12 protein-coding genes are annotated in these 16977 nt (G+C 58.7%); 8 read left to right on the plus strand and 4 right to left on the minus strand.

What is annotated here, in order from left to right:
* The first annotated feature begins 56 nt into the window (after window positions 1–56).
* From DW850_RS05165 to DW850_RS05185, 5 genes are all read left to right on the plus strand, one after another.
* Window positions 57–4424: a hypothetical protein gene (locus DW850_RS05165; RefSeq protein WP_117786435.1), complete on the plus strand. Its 4368-nt coding sequence runs from the start codon at window positions 57–59 to the stop codon at window positions 4422–4424.
* 178 nt (window positions 4425–4602) lie between these two features.
* Window positions 4603–4773 (plus strand): hypothetical protein, encoded by a 171-nt coding sequence (locus tag DW850_RS10405; protein WP_158565226.1) that lies wholly within the window; start codon window positions 4603–4605, stop codon window positions 4771–4773.
* A gap of 129 nt (window positions 4774–4902) precedes the next feature.
* A complete protein-coding gene (locus tag DW850_RS05175) occupies window positions 4903–6285 on the plus strand; it encodes an ATP-binding protein (protein WP_117786437.1) in 1383 nt (460 codons plus the stop codon).
* Between the two features lie 152 nt (window positions 6286–6437).
* A complete protein-coding gene (locus DW850_RS05180) occupies window positions 6438–8435 on the plus strand; it encodes a type IIA DNA topoisomerase subunit B (protein WP_117786438.1) in 1998 nt (665 codons plus the stop codon).
* 45 nt (window positions 8436–8480) lie between these two features.
* Window positions 8481–10721 carry a DNA gyrase subunit A gene (locus DW850_RS05185; protein ID WP_117786439.1) on the plus strand — a complete coding sequence of 747 codons (2241 nt, stop codon included), beginning with the start codon at window positions 8481–8483 and terminating at the stop codon, window positions 10719–10721.
* Window positions 10722–10820: 99 nt separating this feature from the next.
* On the opposite strand, the gene DW850_RS05190 is transcribed toward DW850_RS05185, so the two are convergent.
* From DW850_RS05190 to DW850_RS05200, 3 genes are all read right to left on the minus strand, one after another.
* Complete coding sequence (locus tag DW850_RS05190; protein ID WP_089572817.1) at window positions 10821–12110, minus strand: ATP-binding protein; 1290 nt, start codon at window positions 12108–12110, stop codon at window positions 10821–10823.
* A gap of 180 nt (window positions 12111–12290) precedes the next feature.
* Entirely contained in the window at window positions 12291–12821 is a 531-nt protein-coding gene (locus DW850_RS05195; protein WP_117786440.1) for a flavodoxin family protein, read from the minus strand.
* Window positions 12822–13019: 198 nt separating this feature from the next.
* The gene (locus tag DW850_RS05200) at window positions 13020–13580 is read right to left on the minus strand and encodes a TetR/AcrR family transcriptional regulator (protein WP_089572815.1); all 561 of its coding nucleotides are present in this window, start codon (window positions 13578–13580) and stop codon (window positions 13020–13022) included.
* Between the two features lie 92 nt (window positions 13581–13672).
* Between DW850_RS05200 and DW850_RS05205 the strand changes: the two genes are divergently transcribed.
* From DW850_RS05205 to DW850_RS05215, 3 genes are read left to right on the plus strand one after another with little or no spacing between them, the layout of a single operon-like run.
* Window positions 13673–14689 carry an NAD-dependent protein deacetylase gene (locus DW850_RS05205; protein WP_117786458.1) on the plus strand — a complete coding sequence of 339 codons (1017 nt, stop codon included), beginning with the start codon at window positions 13673–13675 and terminating at the stop codon, window positions 14687–14689.
* Between the two features lie 3 nt (window positions 14690–14692).
* Window positions 14693–15391 carry a hypothetical protein gene (locus DW850_RS05210; protein WP_117786441.1) on the plus strand — a complete coding sequence of 233 codons (699 nt, stop codon included), beginning with the start codon at window positions 14693–14695 and terminating at the stop codon, window positions 15389–15391.
* Entirely contained in the window at window positions 15379–16227 is an 849-nt protein-coding gene (locus DW850_RS05215; RefSeq protein WP_117786442.1) for an NAD-dependent protein deacetylase, SIR2 family, read from the plus strand. Before DW850_RS05210 ends, DW850_RS05215 begins: the two co-directional genes overlap by 13 nt.
* 83 nt (window positions 16228–16310) lie before the next feature.
* Here DW850_RS05215 and DW850_RS05220 read toward each other — a convergent pair whose 3' ends face one another.
* On the minus strand, window positions 16311–16871 hold the full coding sequence (locus DW850_RS05220) for a TetR/AcrR family transcriptional regulator (RefSeq protein ID WP_117786443.1): 561 nt from the start codon (window positions 16869–16871) through the stop codon (window positions 16311–16313).
* Between the last annotated feature and the right edge of the window lie 106 nt (window positions 16872–16977).

The raw sequence follows: 16977 nt of genomic DNA on the forward strand, positions 1-16977 counted from the left end.
CGTCTTCTCGCAAAATTGGATTATTTCCACCGATATTTGCGGGATGGGAGCCCAAGATGCTTGATCGCCGTTCGTTACTTGTTGCTGGAGCGTCCTCGCTGGCGAGCATCATGTTGTCTCGCGTGCCGGGAAGCGAAAATGCCTTCCTGCTGCCGTTCGCGCCCACCGCGGCCTATGCCGACGAAGAAGATCCCTTCAAGGTGCTCGTTCTCTCGCGCACCATGTTTGGTGTAGTCGTGGTCGACGTCGCCAACAAGAATACGCCCATCGCAGGTGCCCAGGTCACGCTCACATCGCGCTATGCCGTAGGCAAGCAGCTCACCGCCACGACCGATGACGAAGGCACGGCCATCTTTGAGGTCGCCCCTCTTTCGGAAGACTACGTGGACGAGGCAACGCTTCTCGACGCGTACGACTTTAACGGCGGCATCTCCATTAGCATGGCGGGCTACCGCGATGTCGAGATTCCCCTTGCGCGTATCCAGGGCGGCACCGCCATAACCGCACCCACACGTCCGCTGTCCGACGGCGAGCCGTACTTCCGCCAGCTCACATTCGACGAATGGGACATCCAGTACGCCGAAGCTACGTTCATGGCATTGCCGAAGAACGACACGACAAACGAGCAGCCCGATACGCACGCCTTTACCGTGCAGGCACATCTGCCACAGGGTGGACAGGCAACGCTGCGCATCAACAAAGTGACGCCTGCCGCGGGCAGCTCATCCGAAACCGTCACGCAGATTGGCCAAGTCAAGGCCAGCGCATCGGGCGCGGATAACCTGGCGACGTTCATACTCGAAGACAAGTTCCTCGATGCAGCGTCGAGCCTTCTGGAAGAAGGATGCAAGCTGCGCTTTGTCCTCGAATATCAGGGTAAAACCTACACGCTCTCCTCCCCCATGGCCGTTGTCACTGCGCCAGCCGCAAAGGCGGAATCGGGCTCGACCACCATCATTCCCACCACCATGGACCAAGAGATCACTCCGTTTGATTTCCCCGCATCGTTTCCTGGCATCGGTGGTAATAAGTTCACGTATTGGATGCCCACATTTCCGATCCTCTTCGATTTCTCGTTTGCCGGGTACGTACTGTTTGGCGGAGGATACAAACCAGCCAGCTATATGAACGATTCGGGCAACCCTGATCCGGAATACTGGAAGAAATCGCCGCGCGAGTCGGGCGCCAAGCAGGCAAGCCGCTACCTCGACGAAATGGAAGGGAAGTGGAATCAGTACAAGAGCATGAGTGCCGGTTCGGGCACCGATCCAAGAAACACCAAGCTCCTTCGCCACCATTGCACGCTGCTGTTCACGATGGATATCGCCACACAGCTGTACGGCTCGCTCGCCTACGATTGGGTGGGCAAAACCTGGGGTGACAACAACGACCCCGCATACGGCAATATTAAGGCCCTCTTCCAGGTAAGAACCGACCTCAACTGGACCGAACAGTTCACCTTGGGACCGGTACCGTTTTTCCTAAACGTCAACCCCTGGGTGCTGGCAAAACTGGCGCTCGCCGTGGGCGCCCACACGCACGGTAGCGGCGCGGCGTTTTTTAAAAACATTTCGCTCGATTGGTCAAACACGTCGGGCTCGTTCACCATCCAGATCGGGCTTGCCGTTACCTTTGGAGCCGGCGTTGCGGGCGTCGCCTCGTCTGCCGTGCGCGGCGCCGCATCCCTCACGCTGTTCATTGGGTACGAGAAGGCAGATGGACACCCGCTTCCGCGACTGCGCGTAGGTGCAGACGTCGATGTCGATGTGATACTCCAGTTCGTTATGTTCAAGTGGACCACCAAGGCTTGGTCGGGATCGTGGCCCACACTCGCCGATTCGTGGAATATGTCGGTGAACAACGGCGACCAGTATGTACTCCAGCGCTCTGAGCTGGCCTTGGGTGGAGATACGCCTTATACGCTGAACGCCTGCTTCGGCTCGGGCGGCAACGCCGAGGCAGGTGGTGTGCCGCAGTTTATCGCGTCGGCCACCATCGTCACCAACGCCGAGCTGCTCGCACGCGCCGAGGTTAAGGCCACTGCCGTAAACGCCGCGCCTGTCGTGCGCGATTGGGATCAAGCGGTCACGCGCATTGAGCTCGAGGCGGATGCAGAAAGCGACGACACGGGACAGATCGAGCATTTCGTCCATGCACTGATAGAGAACGACGAAAACGCCGCGCCAATGTATAAGTACACCTATATCGGGCAGGCGACGAACGCCGTTGCGGACCCCAACGCCAATTCTGCCGGCGTGTCGGAGGACGAGCGTGGCGGCATAAAACCCTCGAGCGACAACGTGCTGTTTTCCGGCGTGCTCAGCGAAGCCCACATGAAGCTGGCAATGATTGCCGGCGTAGAATGCCTGTTCCGTATCGCCTCGGTGCGGTACGGCGACAATGGTCGCTCGCGCTTGGTGGTGCACACAAAGGCAAACGGCACGTGGTCCGCTCCCACGCCCGTGGACTTTCCCCTTGGGTTTGGCGAGGGCGACGTGGAGCGCGACGGCATATACGATTACGACTTCGACGTGGTGGAATATACAGACGGAAGAGGAAACCAAGACGCCTACGTGCTGCTGGTCTCGGGCGAGCGCCCCGACGGTGACAACACCCTTTTCGATACGGCAAGCACAGCCGGCATACTGTCCGTCGTGCGCCTGCGCATAAGTAATGATGAGATCCGCGTGGTGTCGCATACGTCATGGCGCAGCATCTCGCGCGGCCGTCTGCAAGAGGATGGCTACCATTGCCTGCAGTGCCCGCGTATCACGGTGGGCAAGACGCTGGTCGACGGACGCCTGTCGGGTGCTTACCTCCACCGCCGCGGAACCACCGCAGAAAAGGCGCTCGGCAGCGAGGCCGAGGTTGCGCTGGAGTGCTTTACCCTGTGGTCGGACGTTTCGGGCGACAGCCTGACATTCCGTCAGGTCCTCCGCTTTCCACAAGCACCGTCGAGTATCGAGCTGGGCGAGCCCGAAACTATCAACGGCAAAATGGTGGTGCCCGTTGTGTACGAGACCGCAGACGGCTGCGGCTGCGCATCGTACGCTGTGATCGGCCAGTCCATTGCGGGCTGGGGCGTTATGTCACCAGACGCCACGGTGCCCCGTGCGGTGCCGTGGCCACAACACTCGGGCTTTTTGGCAACCGTCAACGAGCAACTGCAGCACATTACTTGGACGCGAGGCGCATCGGCATTTGCAACGCAGCCCGTGGGTGCCGCAGGCTGTGGCCCGGCATCGTTTAGCGTGAGCAACAACGGCAGGTGCGTGCTCTATGTGGAGAACACCGATGGCAAGGTGGGACAAACCTACGACGAAGAAGGCAACCCGGTAGCAGTGATGGGCAAGCACTTCCGCATCTTCGCCAGCACCTTGGCAGGCGATCTGTTCACGGAGCCGTTCGTGATGTGCGAACTGGACCATCCCGTCGATCAGATAACGACATTTTTGACGTCGGGAGGCATACTCTCCACGCTCGCCACGCACATTGTGAGCGCAGAGAAGAGCGAGGCAGAGCTACACGGCATCGAAGTGCCCTTGGTGGCGTGTGCCACTCCGACAGGGGCGGTCGCCACCTCGGGCGCAGTGGTGCCCGGAGCAGCAGGCGAATCCTTCGTGGTCACGGTGCGAAACGACGGCAACACCTTGCTGACCGCCGGCACGATCGATCTGTATCGAGAGGGCTCCAGCCAGCCGTTCTCCAGCGCATCCATCGGATTCGGCGCGAACGCACGCATGGCTTCGATCTACGATCCAGAGCTTGCCGAGGACGCTTCGGCCAACGACATGGCACACGTGAAGTACGCACTCGAGACGCTGGGCACACGTTTTGCAACGCACCCGCTGGTAGCCGACAACGGCAACGCCGTGCTGGCACCGGGTTGCACGGCACAGTTCCGCATGAGCTTCGCCATCCCCGAGAGTTGGAGCGACGAAGTGGGCAAACGCGTAACGCTGTATGCGAAGGCACGTAATCTGGTGGCGCTCGACCCCGTGACGCTCGAGGAAATCCGACCCGGCGCAAACTCGGCGCTGGGTGCCGTACTGCACGAACTTCATGTGTCCGACGCGGCATGCGAACGCTCAGAAGTTCAGGTCGGCGTATGCGACAGCTCGGATACGACAGGACTTCACGACGCCCCGATGACGGCGGACGGCGATGGTGGCTCAAGTGGCGGCGGTACTGACGAGGGCGGCGGCGCGGACGGAAGCAGCTCCGGCAGCGGCAAGGACCACGGCAATAACAAGCGCTCCGGAAAAGCGGGCGCGCTTGCGGGCACGGGCGATGTCAACGCTCCCCTTACGGCAGCCGCTGCAGCACTCGCCGCGGCAGGCGCCGGCCTCATCGCCTACAGCGCCCGCCGCACGGCGGTCGAAACCGACACCGCCAATGAGGTCAATTTGGATAGGCCTCGCTAGCTCCTACTTACTTTTGTGAGAGACGCTGAATCGGCTCATCGAACATCAAAATGGGCTGGTTCTGGATACCCAGAGCCAGCCCATTGCACATTAAATGTCGTCTGAGGAGTCGAGTTCTGCCTCGAGCTTGGCACGGCGTCTTTTCGCCGTGAAAAACGTTGCGCACAGGACAGCAAACGTGGCCGCGAAAATCGTCGCACCGCAGAACACGCCCGTGGCCAGGTTCGCCAACCAAAAGACGCTTTCGAGCGGTACGATCTGCGCCTCAGCGACACAGCGCATTGCGGCAATAACAAGCGCGAACGCGGCGCTTATGGAAACCATGTCCGCCATCGCCATGTGGACATAACAATTTCGATTCGCTATTCAAACTTACTCGGACAAAACCGACTCGGTTTTGTCCGAGTAAACTCGAGCATAAACTTATTCATGCGATACAATTAACTCGGACAAAACCGAGTCGGAAGGAACCGAGTAAGTGGAATTCATTGGCAGGGAGCTTGAACTCGCCCGTATTAAGAATACACTCAATGCGCCCGAGCAGCGCAATGTTCTCATTTACGGAAGGCGTCGCGTCGGCAAAAGTGAGCTCATCAAGCAGGCGCTAACCGATTTATCGGACGTCGCAACGATCTATTACGAGTGCCGCCAAACCTCCGAGGCAGACAACCTCGAGAGTCTGTCCGCCCTTGCTGCTGAAGCGCTAAGCTTTCCTCCGCTCGCCTTCACGGGCATCCGCGAGCTCATCGAATTTCTGTTTGCCCAAGCCAAAGACAAGAACATTACCCTCGTTCTCGACGAATACCCCTACTTGAGAGATGCGGTTAAAGGCTTAGACAGCATTCTCCAGACCTCAATCGACGCTCGCAGGGAAGACTCACGTTTAAACATTGTCCTGTGCGGCTCCTACGTTGAGATTATGAAATCTCTCATCGAGCATGAAAGCCCCCTCTACGGGCGAATTGATCTCGCGCTTGAGCTTAAGCCCATGGATTACTTTGACGCTGCAAAGTTCTATCCCGCGTTCTCACCCGAGGACAAGGTGCGGCTCTATAGCGTTTTTGGCGGCATCCCCTTTTACAATCGCCTCATCGATCAGTCCCAAAGCGTACGCGACAATATCATCGAGCTCGTCACAGAACCTGGCGCCCGCTTAGAAAGCGAAGTACCGTCCTATCTCAACGCCGAGATCTCGAAGATGACCAACGCCAACGAAGTTTTCGGGGCTCTCGCACAAGGTTACTCCCGTTGGGGGGACGTGCTGGCACAGTCGCACGTCTCGAGCGGTCCGGCCATGGCGGACGTACTCGACAAGCTCATGTCACTCGAAATCGTCCAAAAGCGTGCACCCATCAACGACCCTACGAATAAGCGCAAGTCTGGCTACTTTGTGGTGGACCCACTTTCGCTCTTTTACTATCGCTACGTCTTCCGCAATGCCTCTGCGCGTCAGCTGCTCGACCCGGAAGTCTTCTATGATCGTCACGTCTCCCAAGACTTCGAGGAAAACTACACTCCACATATGTTCGAGGAGATCTGCCGTCAATACCTCGTGCGGCAAAACAGGACTGGCAAGATCGAACCGGCTTTCGATGCCATAGGCAAGTACTGGTACGACGATCCCGCAAACAAAACGAGCGGCGAATTCGATGTGGTAACGCAAGACCCCGAGGGCTACGCATTCTACGAAGCAAAGTTCCGCAAATCCCCCGTCACGCAAAAAATGGTCGACGAGGAAATCACCCAAGTCGAGGCAACGGGGCTCAAGTGCCATCGCTACGGATTCTTCTCCCGTTCGGGCTTCGAAGCTGACGAAAGCGATCGAACCGTCTTCATCGACCTGCCGCAGATGTTTGAATAGGACAGACCCCACCCGCATCCCAAGCATCCATTATCTAATCGAACGATTGTTCGATGGATTTCGTGTTAGGTAGAATCGTCCGAGGCCTGGGCTATGCTACCTTGACTATCTATATGACTAAAACGCAGCAAGGGAGCACCGAGAGAGCGAGTATGGCAAAAAACACCGCAAACTATGGTAACGACAGTATCCGCCAGCTCAAGGACGAGGAGCGCGTACGCCTACGCCCCGCCGTCATCTTTGGCTCGGACGGACTCGACGGTTGCGCGCATGCCGCCTTCGAAATCCTGTCCAACGCCGTTGACGAGGCGCGCCAGGGCTACGGCAAGCTCATCACCCTCACCGCCTTTCGCGATGGCTCTATTCAGGTAGAGGACAACGGCCGTGGCTGCCCGCTCGACTGGAACCCCTCCGAGAAGCGCTTTAACTGGGAGCTCGTCTTTTGCGAGCTCTACGCCGGCGGCAAGTACAACAACAACCAGGGCGGCGACTACGACTTCTCGCTCGGCACCAACGGCCTGGGCTCCTGCGCGACCCAGTACGCTTCCGAGTACATGGACGTCACGGTTTGGCGTGACGGTAACAAGTACTCTCTGCACTTTAAGAAGGGTAAGGTCGTCGGCGCCAAAAAGAAGGCGCTCGAGATTGAGCCCAGCGACGAGAACCGCACCGGCACTACCATCAAGTGGCGCCCCGATCTTGAGGTCTTTACCTCGATCAGCATTCCCCACGAGTGGTACCGCGAGACCATGCGCCGCCAGGCCGTGGTCAACGCCAACGTGACCTTCCGCCTGCGCATCGAGGGCGATGATGGCGAGTTTACCGAAGAGGACTTTTGCTACCCCAAGGGCATCGAGGACTATGTGCTCGAGAAGGTCGGTGCCGACTACCTCACCGAGCCCTTCTTTATCGAGGCCGACCGTCGCGGTCGCGACCGCGAAGACCTGCCCGACTACAACGTAAAGATCACCGCGTGCATGTGCTTCTCGCGCACTTTCATGATGCAGGAGTACTACCACAACTCATCGTGGCTCGAGAACGGCGGCTCACCCGAGAAGGCGGCCCGTAACGCTCTGACCAGCGCCATCGATGCCTACATTAAGCAACAGGGCAAATACAACAAAAACGAGAGCGGCATTAAGTGGCAAGACGTCCAGGACTGCCTGGTGCTGGTGACCAACTGCTTCTCCACCCAGACGTCCTACGAGAACCAGACCAAGAAAGCCATCAACAACCGCTTTATCCAGCAGGCCATGACGGCATTCTTTAAGGAGCGCCTCTCGACCTACTTGATCGAGAACAAAGACGCTGCCAACAAGATCGTGGAGCAGGTGCTCATCAACAAGCGCTCGCGCGAGAACGCCGAGAAGACGCGCCTGAGCATTAAGACCAACCTGCAGCAAAAGACCGACATGGCCAACCGCGTGCAGAAGTTCATCGACTGCCGTTCCAAGGACAAAAACCGTCGCGAGATCTACATCGTAGAGGGCGACTCGGCAGCTGGCGCCATCCGAACGTCGCGCGACGCCGAGTTCCAGGGCGTTATGCCCGTCCGCGGCAAGATCCTCAACTGCCTAAAGGAAGACTACCCGCGCATCTTTAAGTCCGACATCATCATGGACCTCATGCGCGTGCTGGGCTGCGGTGTGGAGATCAAGGACAAGCGCATCAAGAACCTTGGTGCCTTTGACCTGGACAACCTCAACTGGAACAAGGTCATTATCTGTACGGACGCCGACGTCGACGGTTATCACATCCGCACGCTCGTGCTCACCATGCTCTACCGCTTGGTGCCCACGCTTATCGACGAGGGTTACGTGTATATCGCCGAGTCGCCGCTCTACGAGATCAACTGCAAAGAGAAGACCTACTTTGCCTACACTGAGCTCGAGAAAAACGGCATCCTCAAGGAGATCGGCGACCAAAAGTGCTCGATCAACCGCTCCAAGGGTCTTGGTGAGAACGACCCTGACATGATGTGGCTCACCACCATGAACCCCGAGACGCGACGCCTGATCAAGGTGGAGCCCGAGGACGTCACCAAGATGGAAACCATGTTCAACCTTTTGCTAGGCAACGACGAGGCGGGCCGCAAGCGCCATATCTCCGAGCACGGCAAGGAATATCTGGACCAGCTGGACCTGCAGTAGCAGCAAATCGATAACGACGGCCCATAAGAAGTTCAAGAGGAAATCGTGGCAAAGAAGAAGACGAAGAACCAGCCAAAGAAAAAGCAGGTCAACGCCGAGAACGTCATCGGCCTGCACTCCGAGGTCACCGACCAGCCGATCACGCAAACGCTCGAGGTCAACTATATGCCCTACGCCATGAGCGTCAACGTGTCGCGTGCGTTCCCCGAGATCGACGGCTTTAAGCCCTCGCACCGCAAGCTGCTCTACACCATGTACAAGATGGGCCTGCTCAAGGGCGAGCGCCAGAAGAGCGCCAACATCGTGGGCCAGACCATGAAGCTCAACCCGCACGGCGATGCCGCGATCTACGAGACGATGGTGCGCCTGGCCACGGGCAACGAGGCGCTACTTGCCCCCTTCGTGGAGTCGAAGGGCAACTTTGGCAAGTACTATTCGGGCGACCTGAGCTACGCCGCCTCGCGTTATACCGAGGCCAAGCTCTCCCCCATCAGCGCCGAGATCTTCAAGGACATCGACAAGGACCCGGTCGACTTCGTCGACAGCTACGACGGCGCCATGAAGGAGCCGCGCTTGCTGCCCACCACGTTCCCCAATATCCTCGTCTCGGCCAACAAGGGCATCGGCGTCGCCATGGCGTCCGACATCTGCGGCTTCAACCTCAACGAGGTCTGCACCGCCACAATGCACTACCTGAAGGACCCCGACTGCGACCTGCTCGAGTACATGCCCATGCCCGATTTCTCGACCGGCGGCGAGATTATCTACCGCCGCGAGGAGATGGAGAAGATCATCGAGACCGGTCTTGGCAGCTTCCAGATTCGCTCCCGCTGGCGCTGGATTCCCGAAGAGCGCATCATCGAGGTGTACGAGATCCCCTACACCACCAAGACCGATGTCATCATCGAGCGCATCGTCAAGCTCTCCAAGGAGGGCAAGGTCAAGGAAATCGCCGACATCCGTGACGAGACCGACCTTTCGGGCCTGCGCATCGCCATCGACCTTAAGCGCGGCGTCGACCCCGATAAGCTCATGGCCAAGCTCTATCGCTCGACCACGCTGCAGGACTCATTCTCGTGCAACTTCAACGTGCTGGTCGACGGCTATCCCCGTGTTATGGGCGTGCGCCAGATCCTGCACGAGTGGGTCGCGTGGCGCATTCAGTCCACGCGTCGCCGCATTAACTTTGACCTGGGCAAAAAGTCCGAGCGCCTGCACCTGCTGCACGGCCTCGAGGCGATCCTGCTCGACATCGACAAGGCCATCGCCATCATCCGTGGCACCAAGCTCGAGGCCGAAGTCGTGCCCAACCTCATGAAGGGCTTTGACATCGACGAGACCCAGGCAGAGTTTGTTGCCGAGCTCAAGCTCCGCAACATCAACGAGGAGTACATCCTCAACCGCACCAAGGACATTGCAAAGCTCGAGGGCGAGATCGCCGAGCTTGAGGAGATCCTTTCGAGCGAGGAAAACATCAAGAAGGTTATCAGCGACGAGCTGGCCGCGGTCAACAAGAAATACGTGATGCCGCGCCGCACGGGCAGGATTGAGCCCCACGAGGTCGTCGAGGTAAGCTTGGAGCCCGAGGTCGAGGAGTACCCGGTAACCATCATGCTCTCGCGCGATGGTTACCTTAAGAAGATGACTGACCGCGTGCTCAAGAAGGCGACCACGCTCAAGTACAAGGACGGCGACAAACCCTTTATCGAGTTCCCGTCCTCCAACACCCACGAGCTGCTGGTCTTTACCAACAAGAGCCAGGTGTACAAGTGCAAGGTCGCGGCGTTTGAGGATACAAAGTCGGCCCAGCTGGGCTCGTACCTTCCGACCGATCTTGAGATGGAACCCGACGAGAGCGTCATCTGGGTCATCGACCCCGAGGACTACAAGGCCGACGTGCTGTTCGTCTTTGAGAACGGCCGCGTGGTGCGTGTCGCGCTTTCTGGATACGCTACCAAGACCAACCGCAAGCGCCTTAAGAACGCCATCTACGGCGGCAGCAAGCTGCTGTATGCGCAGGTGCTCAAGGAGGACCGCGACCTCGCGCTGGTCTCGAGCGACTACCGCCTGATGAACTTCAACACGTCGCTGCTCAAGACCAAGACGACCACCAACACGCAGGGCGTCCAGGCCTTTACGGCCAAGAAGGGCCGCTCGGTCACCACCGTCGGCACGACCGAGGAAATCCTTGGCGCCGGCGTCTCGGCCGAGAAGTTCACCGCGCAGAGCCTGCCCTCCGCCGGCGCCCTCATGAAGGAAAATGACATGCCGAGTTTGTTTGACTAAAACAACGGCGACTAAACCGTCATGGTTTTACAAAGCAGCGGGGCCCGGAGCGCAGTAAACGCTGCGCCCCGGGCCCCATGCATTACACCAGCATCATCCCTATAGACAAAATGCCGCATAAAGCGGAACAGACATAAGCCCATCATTCATTCCAAAGGGCTTAGTCGATAGCCTGATAAGGCGCACGCCCGGATGGGTCTTTTTAAGTGAGGACAGACTTCGAGATCTTGTGTTCTCCCCCGCCTTGACTTCAATCGCAGACAAGCATCCCTGCTTCTCTACTACAAAGTCGATTTCCGCACGATTATCTCGCGCCCAATAATGCAGTGGATAACCCATGGCTGAAAGCTGTTGGGCAACGTAGTTTTCGGTAAGTGCACCCATGAATGTGCCGCCGATACCGGCAAGAATATCGGCGCGTTGAGCACCGGCCTTGGAGACCAGCAGCCCTGTATCCGCCTGATAGATTTTAAAAGCAGAAGGGTTAACGAAGGCCTCTAAGGGGCTTTCGATCTGCCCGACTAGGCTGCAGCGCGCCACCGTACCCGACAATACAAGCCAATCGAGAGCATCTCCAAAGAGAGACGCATTGCCCCCCGCTCGCACTACCTTGTATTGAAATTTACGATTCTCTTTGGCAAGCTGCTGTGGAATGGAATCGAAGCACGCACGCGTCTTTGCACTCAAGCGTTCATCAGCATATTTATTGGTGTCGGCGGAATATCCGTCGAGAATAATCCGATGCTTTTCGGCCACATCAATGATTGACTGATCATCGATGTACGTTTGGACCGCCTCGGGCATTCCGCCAACAACAAGATACTGTCGATAGAGCCCAAGCGCCTTTTCATGAAGGCTTGGCGCAAGAGGACCCATTATCTCGAATGATGAGCGTATCTCGTCGACCAGCTGATCGTGCCCCATCGCCCAGAGAAACTCCTCGAAATCGAGTGGAGTCATCTCAATCAAGTCGGTCTTTCCGACGGGGAACGAATACGACTGATGGTTAATGGCAACCCCAAGAAGCGACCCGGCAGCCGCAACGTAATACTCGGGAGCATCTTCGCAAAAGTATTTAAGGGAAGTGAGCGCTTCCTCGCATGCCTGGATCTCGTCAATGAACAGTAAGGTTTTGCCAGGCACGATACGCTGTCCCGTACGAGCCTCGATCGCACGTACGATCGAATGAGGGTCAAGACCGCCCGAAAAATCCGCTCGCGCCGACCGGTCGTTCTCAAGATTAACGTAGACAACCGATTCGAAAAGATCCTGGGCGTACGTTCTGAGCAAATAGGTCTTGCCACACTGGCGCACGCCTTTGACCAGCAAAGGTTTTCTATCAGCTCTGTCTCGCCATTCCCTAAGGAGCTCGTCTGCCTTGCGACGCATACGTAACCTTCCCTCATGAACTTCTATTTGACAATATTTTAACGCGGATTAATTTGTTTTCAGTTATTTTTCTGCGTTTAAAAATTGTTCTATACGGCACTTGAGGGAATTCGCCCCTATCTCTCGGTAAGGACAGCAAGCATTTCCACCAACGCTGATTGCCATGCGTTCTTCTTGTCCTTAGGCAAGCTTGCGAGCGAGCTCTCGCACCTCTTTCAACTTGGGCGAGGATGCCATGCTGTCGCGCTCGGTCATACCGCTGATGGTGACAATGCCCTGGTCCTCCCACTTGCAGTACGCGCAGGTTGACTTGTACATAGCGATCGCCGCATCATAGACACCCTCGCTGTGGCTATCGAGTAAAAGGGCCGTCTTGGTGAACGGGAATCCCGTGGCACCAAAGGCGTACAGGCGGTCGATGGCGGTCTTTTCCTGCGCAGTAATATCAGACCAGTAGATAGGCGAAGCGAAGACAACCATGTCGGTGTCTTTCAGCGACTCAATCACGTTGGCCATGTCATCCTTCTGCACGCAGACGCCCTCATGGGCGAAGCAGTACTGGCATCCCAAGCAGCCGGCGATCTTCTTGCTGGCAACGCGGATGACCTCGACCGTATGGCCGCCCTCACGCGCGGTCTCGGCAAACGCCTCGACCATGGTATCGGTATTAGCGCCCTTACGCGGGCTGCCGCTCAATACAACGATATTCATAGGATTCCCTCTCCCTCATGCTGCAGGCGCGCAGCATGCTTTCTTGTAACCAAAACGAATGGTGTTAATCAATCGCCAGCAGGCCATATCTCTTGTTCAAGTTCCCTAAAGAAGCTCAAGACGATTGCGATTGCCTTATACAACGTCGAAAATCAAAGAGGGCCCATAGCAACGCCACCTACCTGAAATGACATGCGGTCAAGACGAGCTACGAGGATCGTGACGAGCCGATACCGCCCGCATGCCCCCTTCGGAATAGGCGCTGAGCAGCTCCTGAGCGTGGGCAAACTCGGGCCCTCGCCTCCAACCGAGCAGGCGGTTGACCGCGAGATTTCCCTGGACGTTGTGGACGAAGAGCAGATAGGCGTCCTCACGCGAAAGCCCAGTCTCCTCCATGATCGAGGGAACCATCTGCTCGGCGCCGCGCTCGACGACGCGCTGTGCCACCCGGGCGTACGCGTCGTCATCCGAGTAGAGCAGATAATAGTCATCGTTTGCCGGCGGACGCTGGCAGAGGGCACCCGCCTCCGTTCCCTCGAGCGGCGGCACCGCCGCCAAGGCCTCGTCGATAAGCGCGTCGAGCAGGGCGAACTTGTCCTCGTAGTGCAGATAGAACGTGCCACGGTTGATATCGGCGCGGCGGCAAATATCCGCTACCGTCATCTTCGCGAAGCCGACCTCGGCCAGCAGCGCGAAGAACGCCTCCCGTATGACCGAGAGTGTATAGCGTCGGCGACGATCGATCTTCCCCGCTTCCATTACCCCTCCAATTGCAACGCTCGACAATGCCCGGCAAACGCTCGTTTATCGACAGCAGGCCGAAGCTGTTCATTGCTCTTAAGCAAATCGACATGGATACTTTTTATAGACACCTGTTTATAATAGCTGAAAGAAGGTATCCAGTGACCCTGTACGAGCAGCTCGTTATCGAGCTCACCAACCAATCGTTTTCCCTTCAGGCCGCCTACCGCAGCGGCGGCACGCCCTATGAGCTGAGTGACCGCGAGCCCGAGCCCTACGACCAGCAAATCAGGGACTTCGCCCGCATGATCGAGGAAGCCGATTGCGTGCTGGTGGGCGGGGCCTCTGGGCTCTCCGCGGCGGGCGGCGGCGACTTCTATTACGAGGACAACGCAACCTATCGCAGGCATTTCGGCAAATTCGCCGAGCGCTACGGTTTCAAGGGCGCTTTCGAGGGGTCGTTCTACCGCTGGCCCACCGCCGAGGCGCGCTGGGGATACCTCGCCACCTTCCTCGACACCACGCTCAACGCCCCGCTGCGCAAGCCCTACAGGGACCTCGACACCATTATCGCCGAGAAGGATTTCTTCGTGCTCACCACCAACCAGGACACGCAGTTTGTGAAGCTCTATCCCTGGGAGAAAGTGGCAGAGATCCAAGGCGACCACCGCTTCTTTCAGTGCTCCCACTGTTGCACCGACGCGGTGTGGGATGCGGTCGAGCCGGTCTCCCGCATGGTAGAGGCCATGGGAGACGGCCTTGAGGTTCCGACAGAGCTCGTGCCGCGCTGCCCGCACTGCGGGGCAGAGGCGTTCCCCTGGGTTCGCGGCTACGGCAACTTCCTGCAGGGCGAACTCTACGAGGAGCAGTACCGCAAGGTGTCCGACTGGCTCGACGCGCACGCACGGCAGAGGATCCTCTTCCTCGAGCTGGGTGTGGGCCGCATGACGCCCGCGTTTATCCAGGAGCCGTTCTGGGCCCTCACGGCGCAGTTACCGCAGGCCAGCTACATCGCCGTAAACAACAAGACGCAGTTTCTCCCCCGCGCGATCGAGGATCGGGGGCTCGCCGTTCGCGCCGACATCGCCGACGTGCTCGCCGACGTGCGCAAGACGCTGGGGAGGTAGCGCATGGAGACGGCGAAAGCAGTTCGTATAGGCAGGGCGCTAGCCGAAGCGGATCTTGTCATCATCGGCGCTAGCAACGGACTCGACATGGCGGAGGGGCTCAACCTTTTCTGCGCCGATGCTCATTTCCAAGAGGCGTACGGGGACCTCGCCCAGGCAGACGGCATCGGCTGCATACTGCAGGGGCTCGCTTCCCCGGATGCCAGCGTGCGACGCCGATGGGCCGAGCGGTTCCATCAAAAGGAGTATCTCGAATATGAGCCCGGCTCGCTCATGAACGGGCTGCGGCGTCTTACGGAGCACGCCGACACCTTCGTGGTCACATGCAACATCGACGGGCACTTCGCGCGCGCCGGGTTCGACGAGGAGCGCGTGCTCGAGACTGAGGGGAGCATACGCACGTCGATCGACGAGCGGCGTCTCGCCCATCCAGACGCCCTCGCCACGGCCCAGCTCGAGGAGCTCGAGCGCCTTGTGCAAGCCCATCGCAACGGCAGGGTCGCCATCCTCGAACTTGGCGTGGGACTGCGCAACGGCATCATAAAGCACATGCTCGCCCAGATCGCGAACGTCTGCGAGCACGCCACCTACATCGTGTTCAACTACAGCCAGGCTATGGCGCCCGATGCATCGTGCGAGACGATTCTCGTTGACGGCGATATGGCCCCGGCTTTCGAGGAGATCGCCCGATGCCACCCCTAGAAAGAGAAGCGCGTAGGCTTCGAAGCCTTATCGACGATGCCGACGCCATCATCGTCGGCATCGGCTCGGGCATGTCGAGCGCCGCCGGGTTCAACCATTACAACCGCGCGGGCATGGCGCGCGCAGGAATGGCGGGCTGGCAGCAAGCCTTTGGCTTCAAGAGCCTTTTCGACGGCTTCTACCACCTCTACCCCAGCCTCGAGCAGCAGTGGGCATACTATGCGCGATACATCGACTTCATGCTGCGCGAGCTGGCCTCGCAGCCCTATCTCGACCTACGGTCCCTCATCGGCCATAAGGACTACTTCATCCTGAGCACCAATGTGGACACCCAGGTCGAGAAGACGTTTCCCACCGAGAGGATCTGCAACTATCAGGGAAGCTTCGCGCACCTTCAGTGCAAGCAGCCATGCTGCGACGAGCCCTTCGACGCGAGCCCCTACGTCGAGCGCATGCTCGCGGGCATGGCGGGGTTCGAGGTCCGCAGCGAGGATGTCCCCCGATGCCCGCACTGCGGCTGGCAGCTTGTGCCGTGGGTGCGCGACGACACGTTTCTGCAGGGTGCGGCATGGCGCGAGAGCCTCGGACGATACGAGCGCTTCGTGCGCGAGCGCAGCGATCGCCGCGTGCTGTTGCTGGAGCTCGGCGTGGGCGAGATGACCCCCGGCATCATCACGCTCCCGTTCTGGAGCATGACCGCGAAGCTGCCGGATGCGCACCTTTTGAGCGTAAACATCTCGGGCGACTCGGCTCCGTTGCAGCTTGGAAGCAAGGCAGAGGCGATCCAAGCCGATTTGGGCGCCCTGCTCTCGGTGGCGCGGGCAGGTGGCGAGTAACGCGGAGCGGTAGACGCGCAATGAGGTTTTAGCCGCAGCCTCCGAACGAGAGGGCTCGGAGGCTGGTATTCCTGAATCGCAGGTCACGATGGGTTATCGGAATCGCGAAGAGCGGATACCGCCAGTAAGCCCCCTTCGGAATAGGCGTTGAGCAGCTCCTGGGCATGGGCGAACTCGGGGCCTCGTCTCCAGCCGAGCAGGCGGTTGACGGCCAGATCGCCCTGGACGTTGTGGACGAAGAGCAGGAAGGCGTCTTCGCGTGAAAGCCCTGTTTTCTCCATGACCCAGGGAACCATCTGCTCCGCTCCGCGTTCTATGACGCGCTGGGCTACGCGAGCGTATGCGTCGCTGTCCGAATAAAGCAGGCGATAATCGTCGTCTGCCGGCGGACGCCGGCAAAGCGTTGCCGATTCAACCCCCTCAAGCGGGGGAGCCGCTGCCAATGCCTCGTCGATAAGCGCATCGAGCAGCGCGTACTTATCCTCGCAATGCAGATAGAACGTTCCCCGGTTGATCTCGGCGCGGCGGCAGATGTCCGCCACCGTCATCTTCGCGAAGCCGACCTCGGCCAGCAGCGCGAAGAACGCCTCCTGTATGACCGAGAGGGTGTAGCGCCGCCGGCGGTCGATCTTGGTTTCTCCCATCGCCTCTCCAATCTGAGTCGTTTGACAATGTCCAGTAGCTGTTCGTTTATCGACAGGTGCACGCGTTTGTTCATTGCCCCTGCGAAAATCAACAAGGATACTGTTT

It is taken from the genome of Collinsella sp. AM36-4AA, from assembly GCF_003467795.1.
In the GTDB taxonomy this organism is placed as follows: Bacteria; Actinomycetota; Coriobacteriia; order Coriobacteriales; family Coriobacteriaceae; genus Collinsella.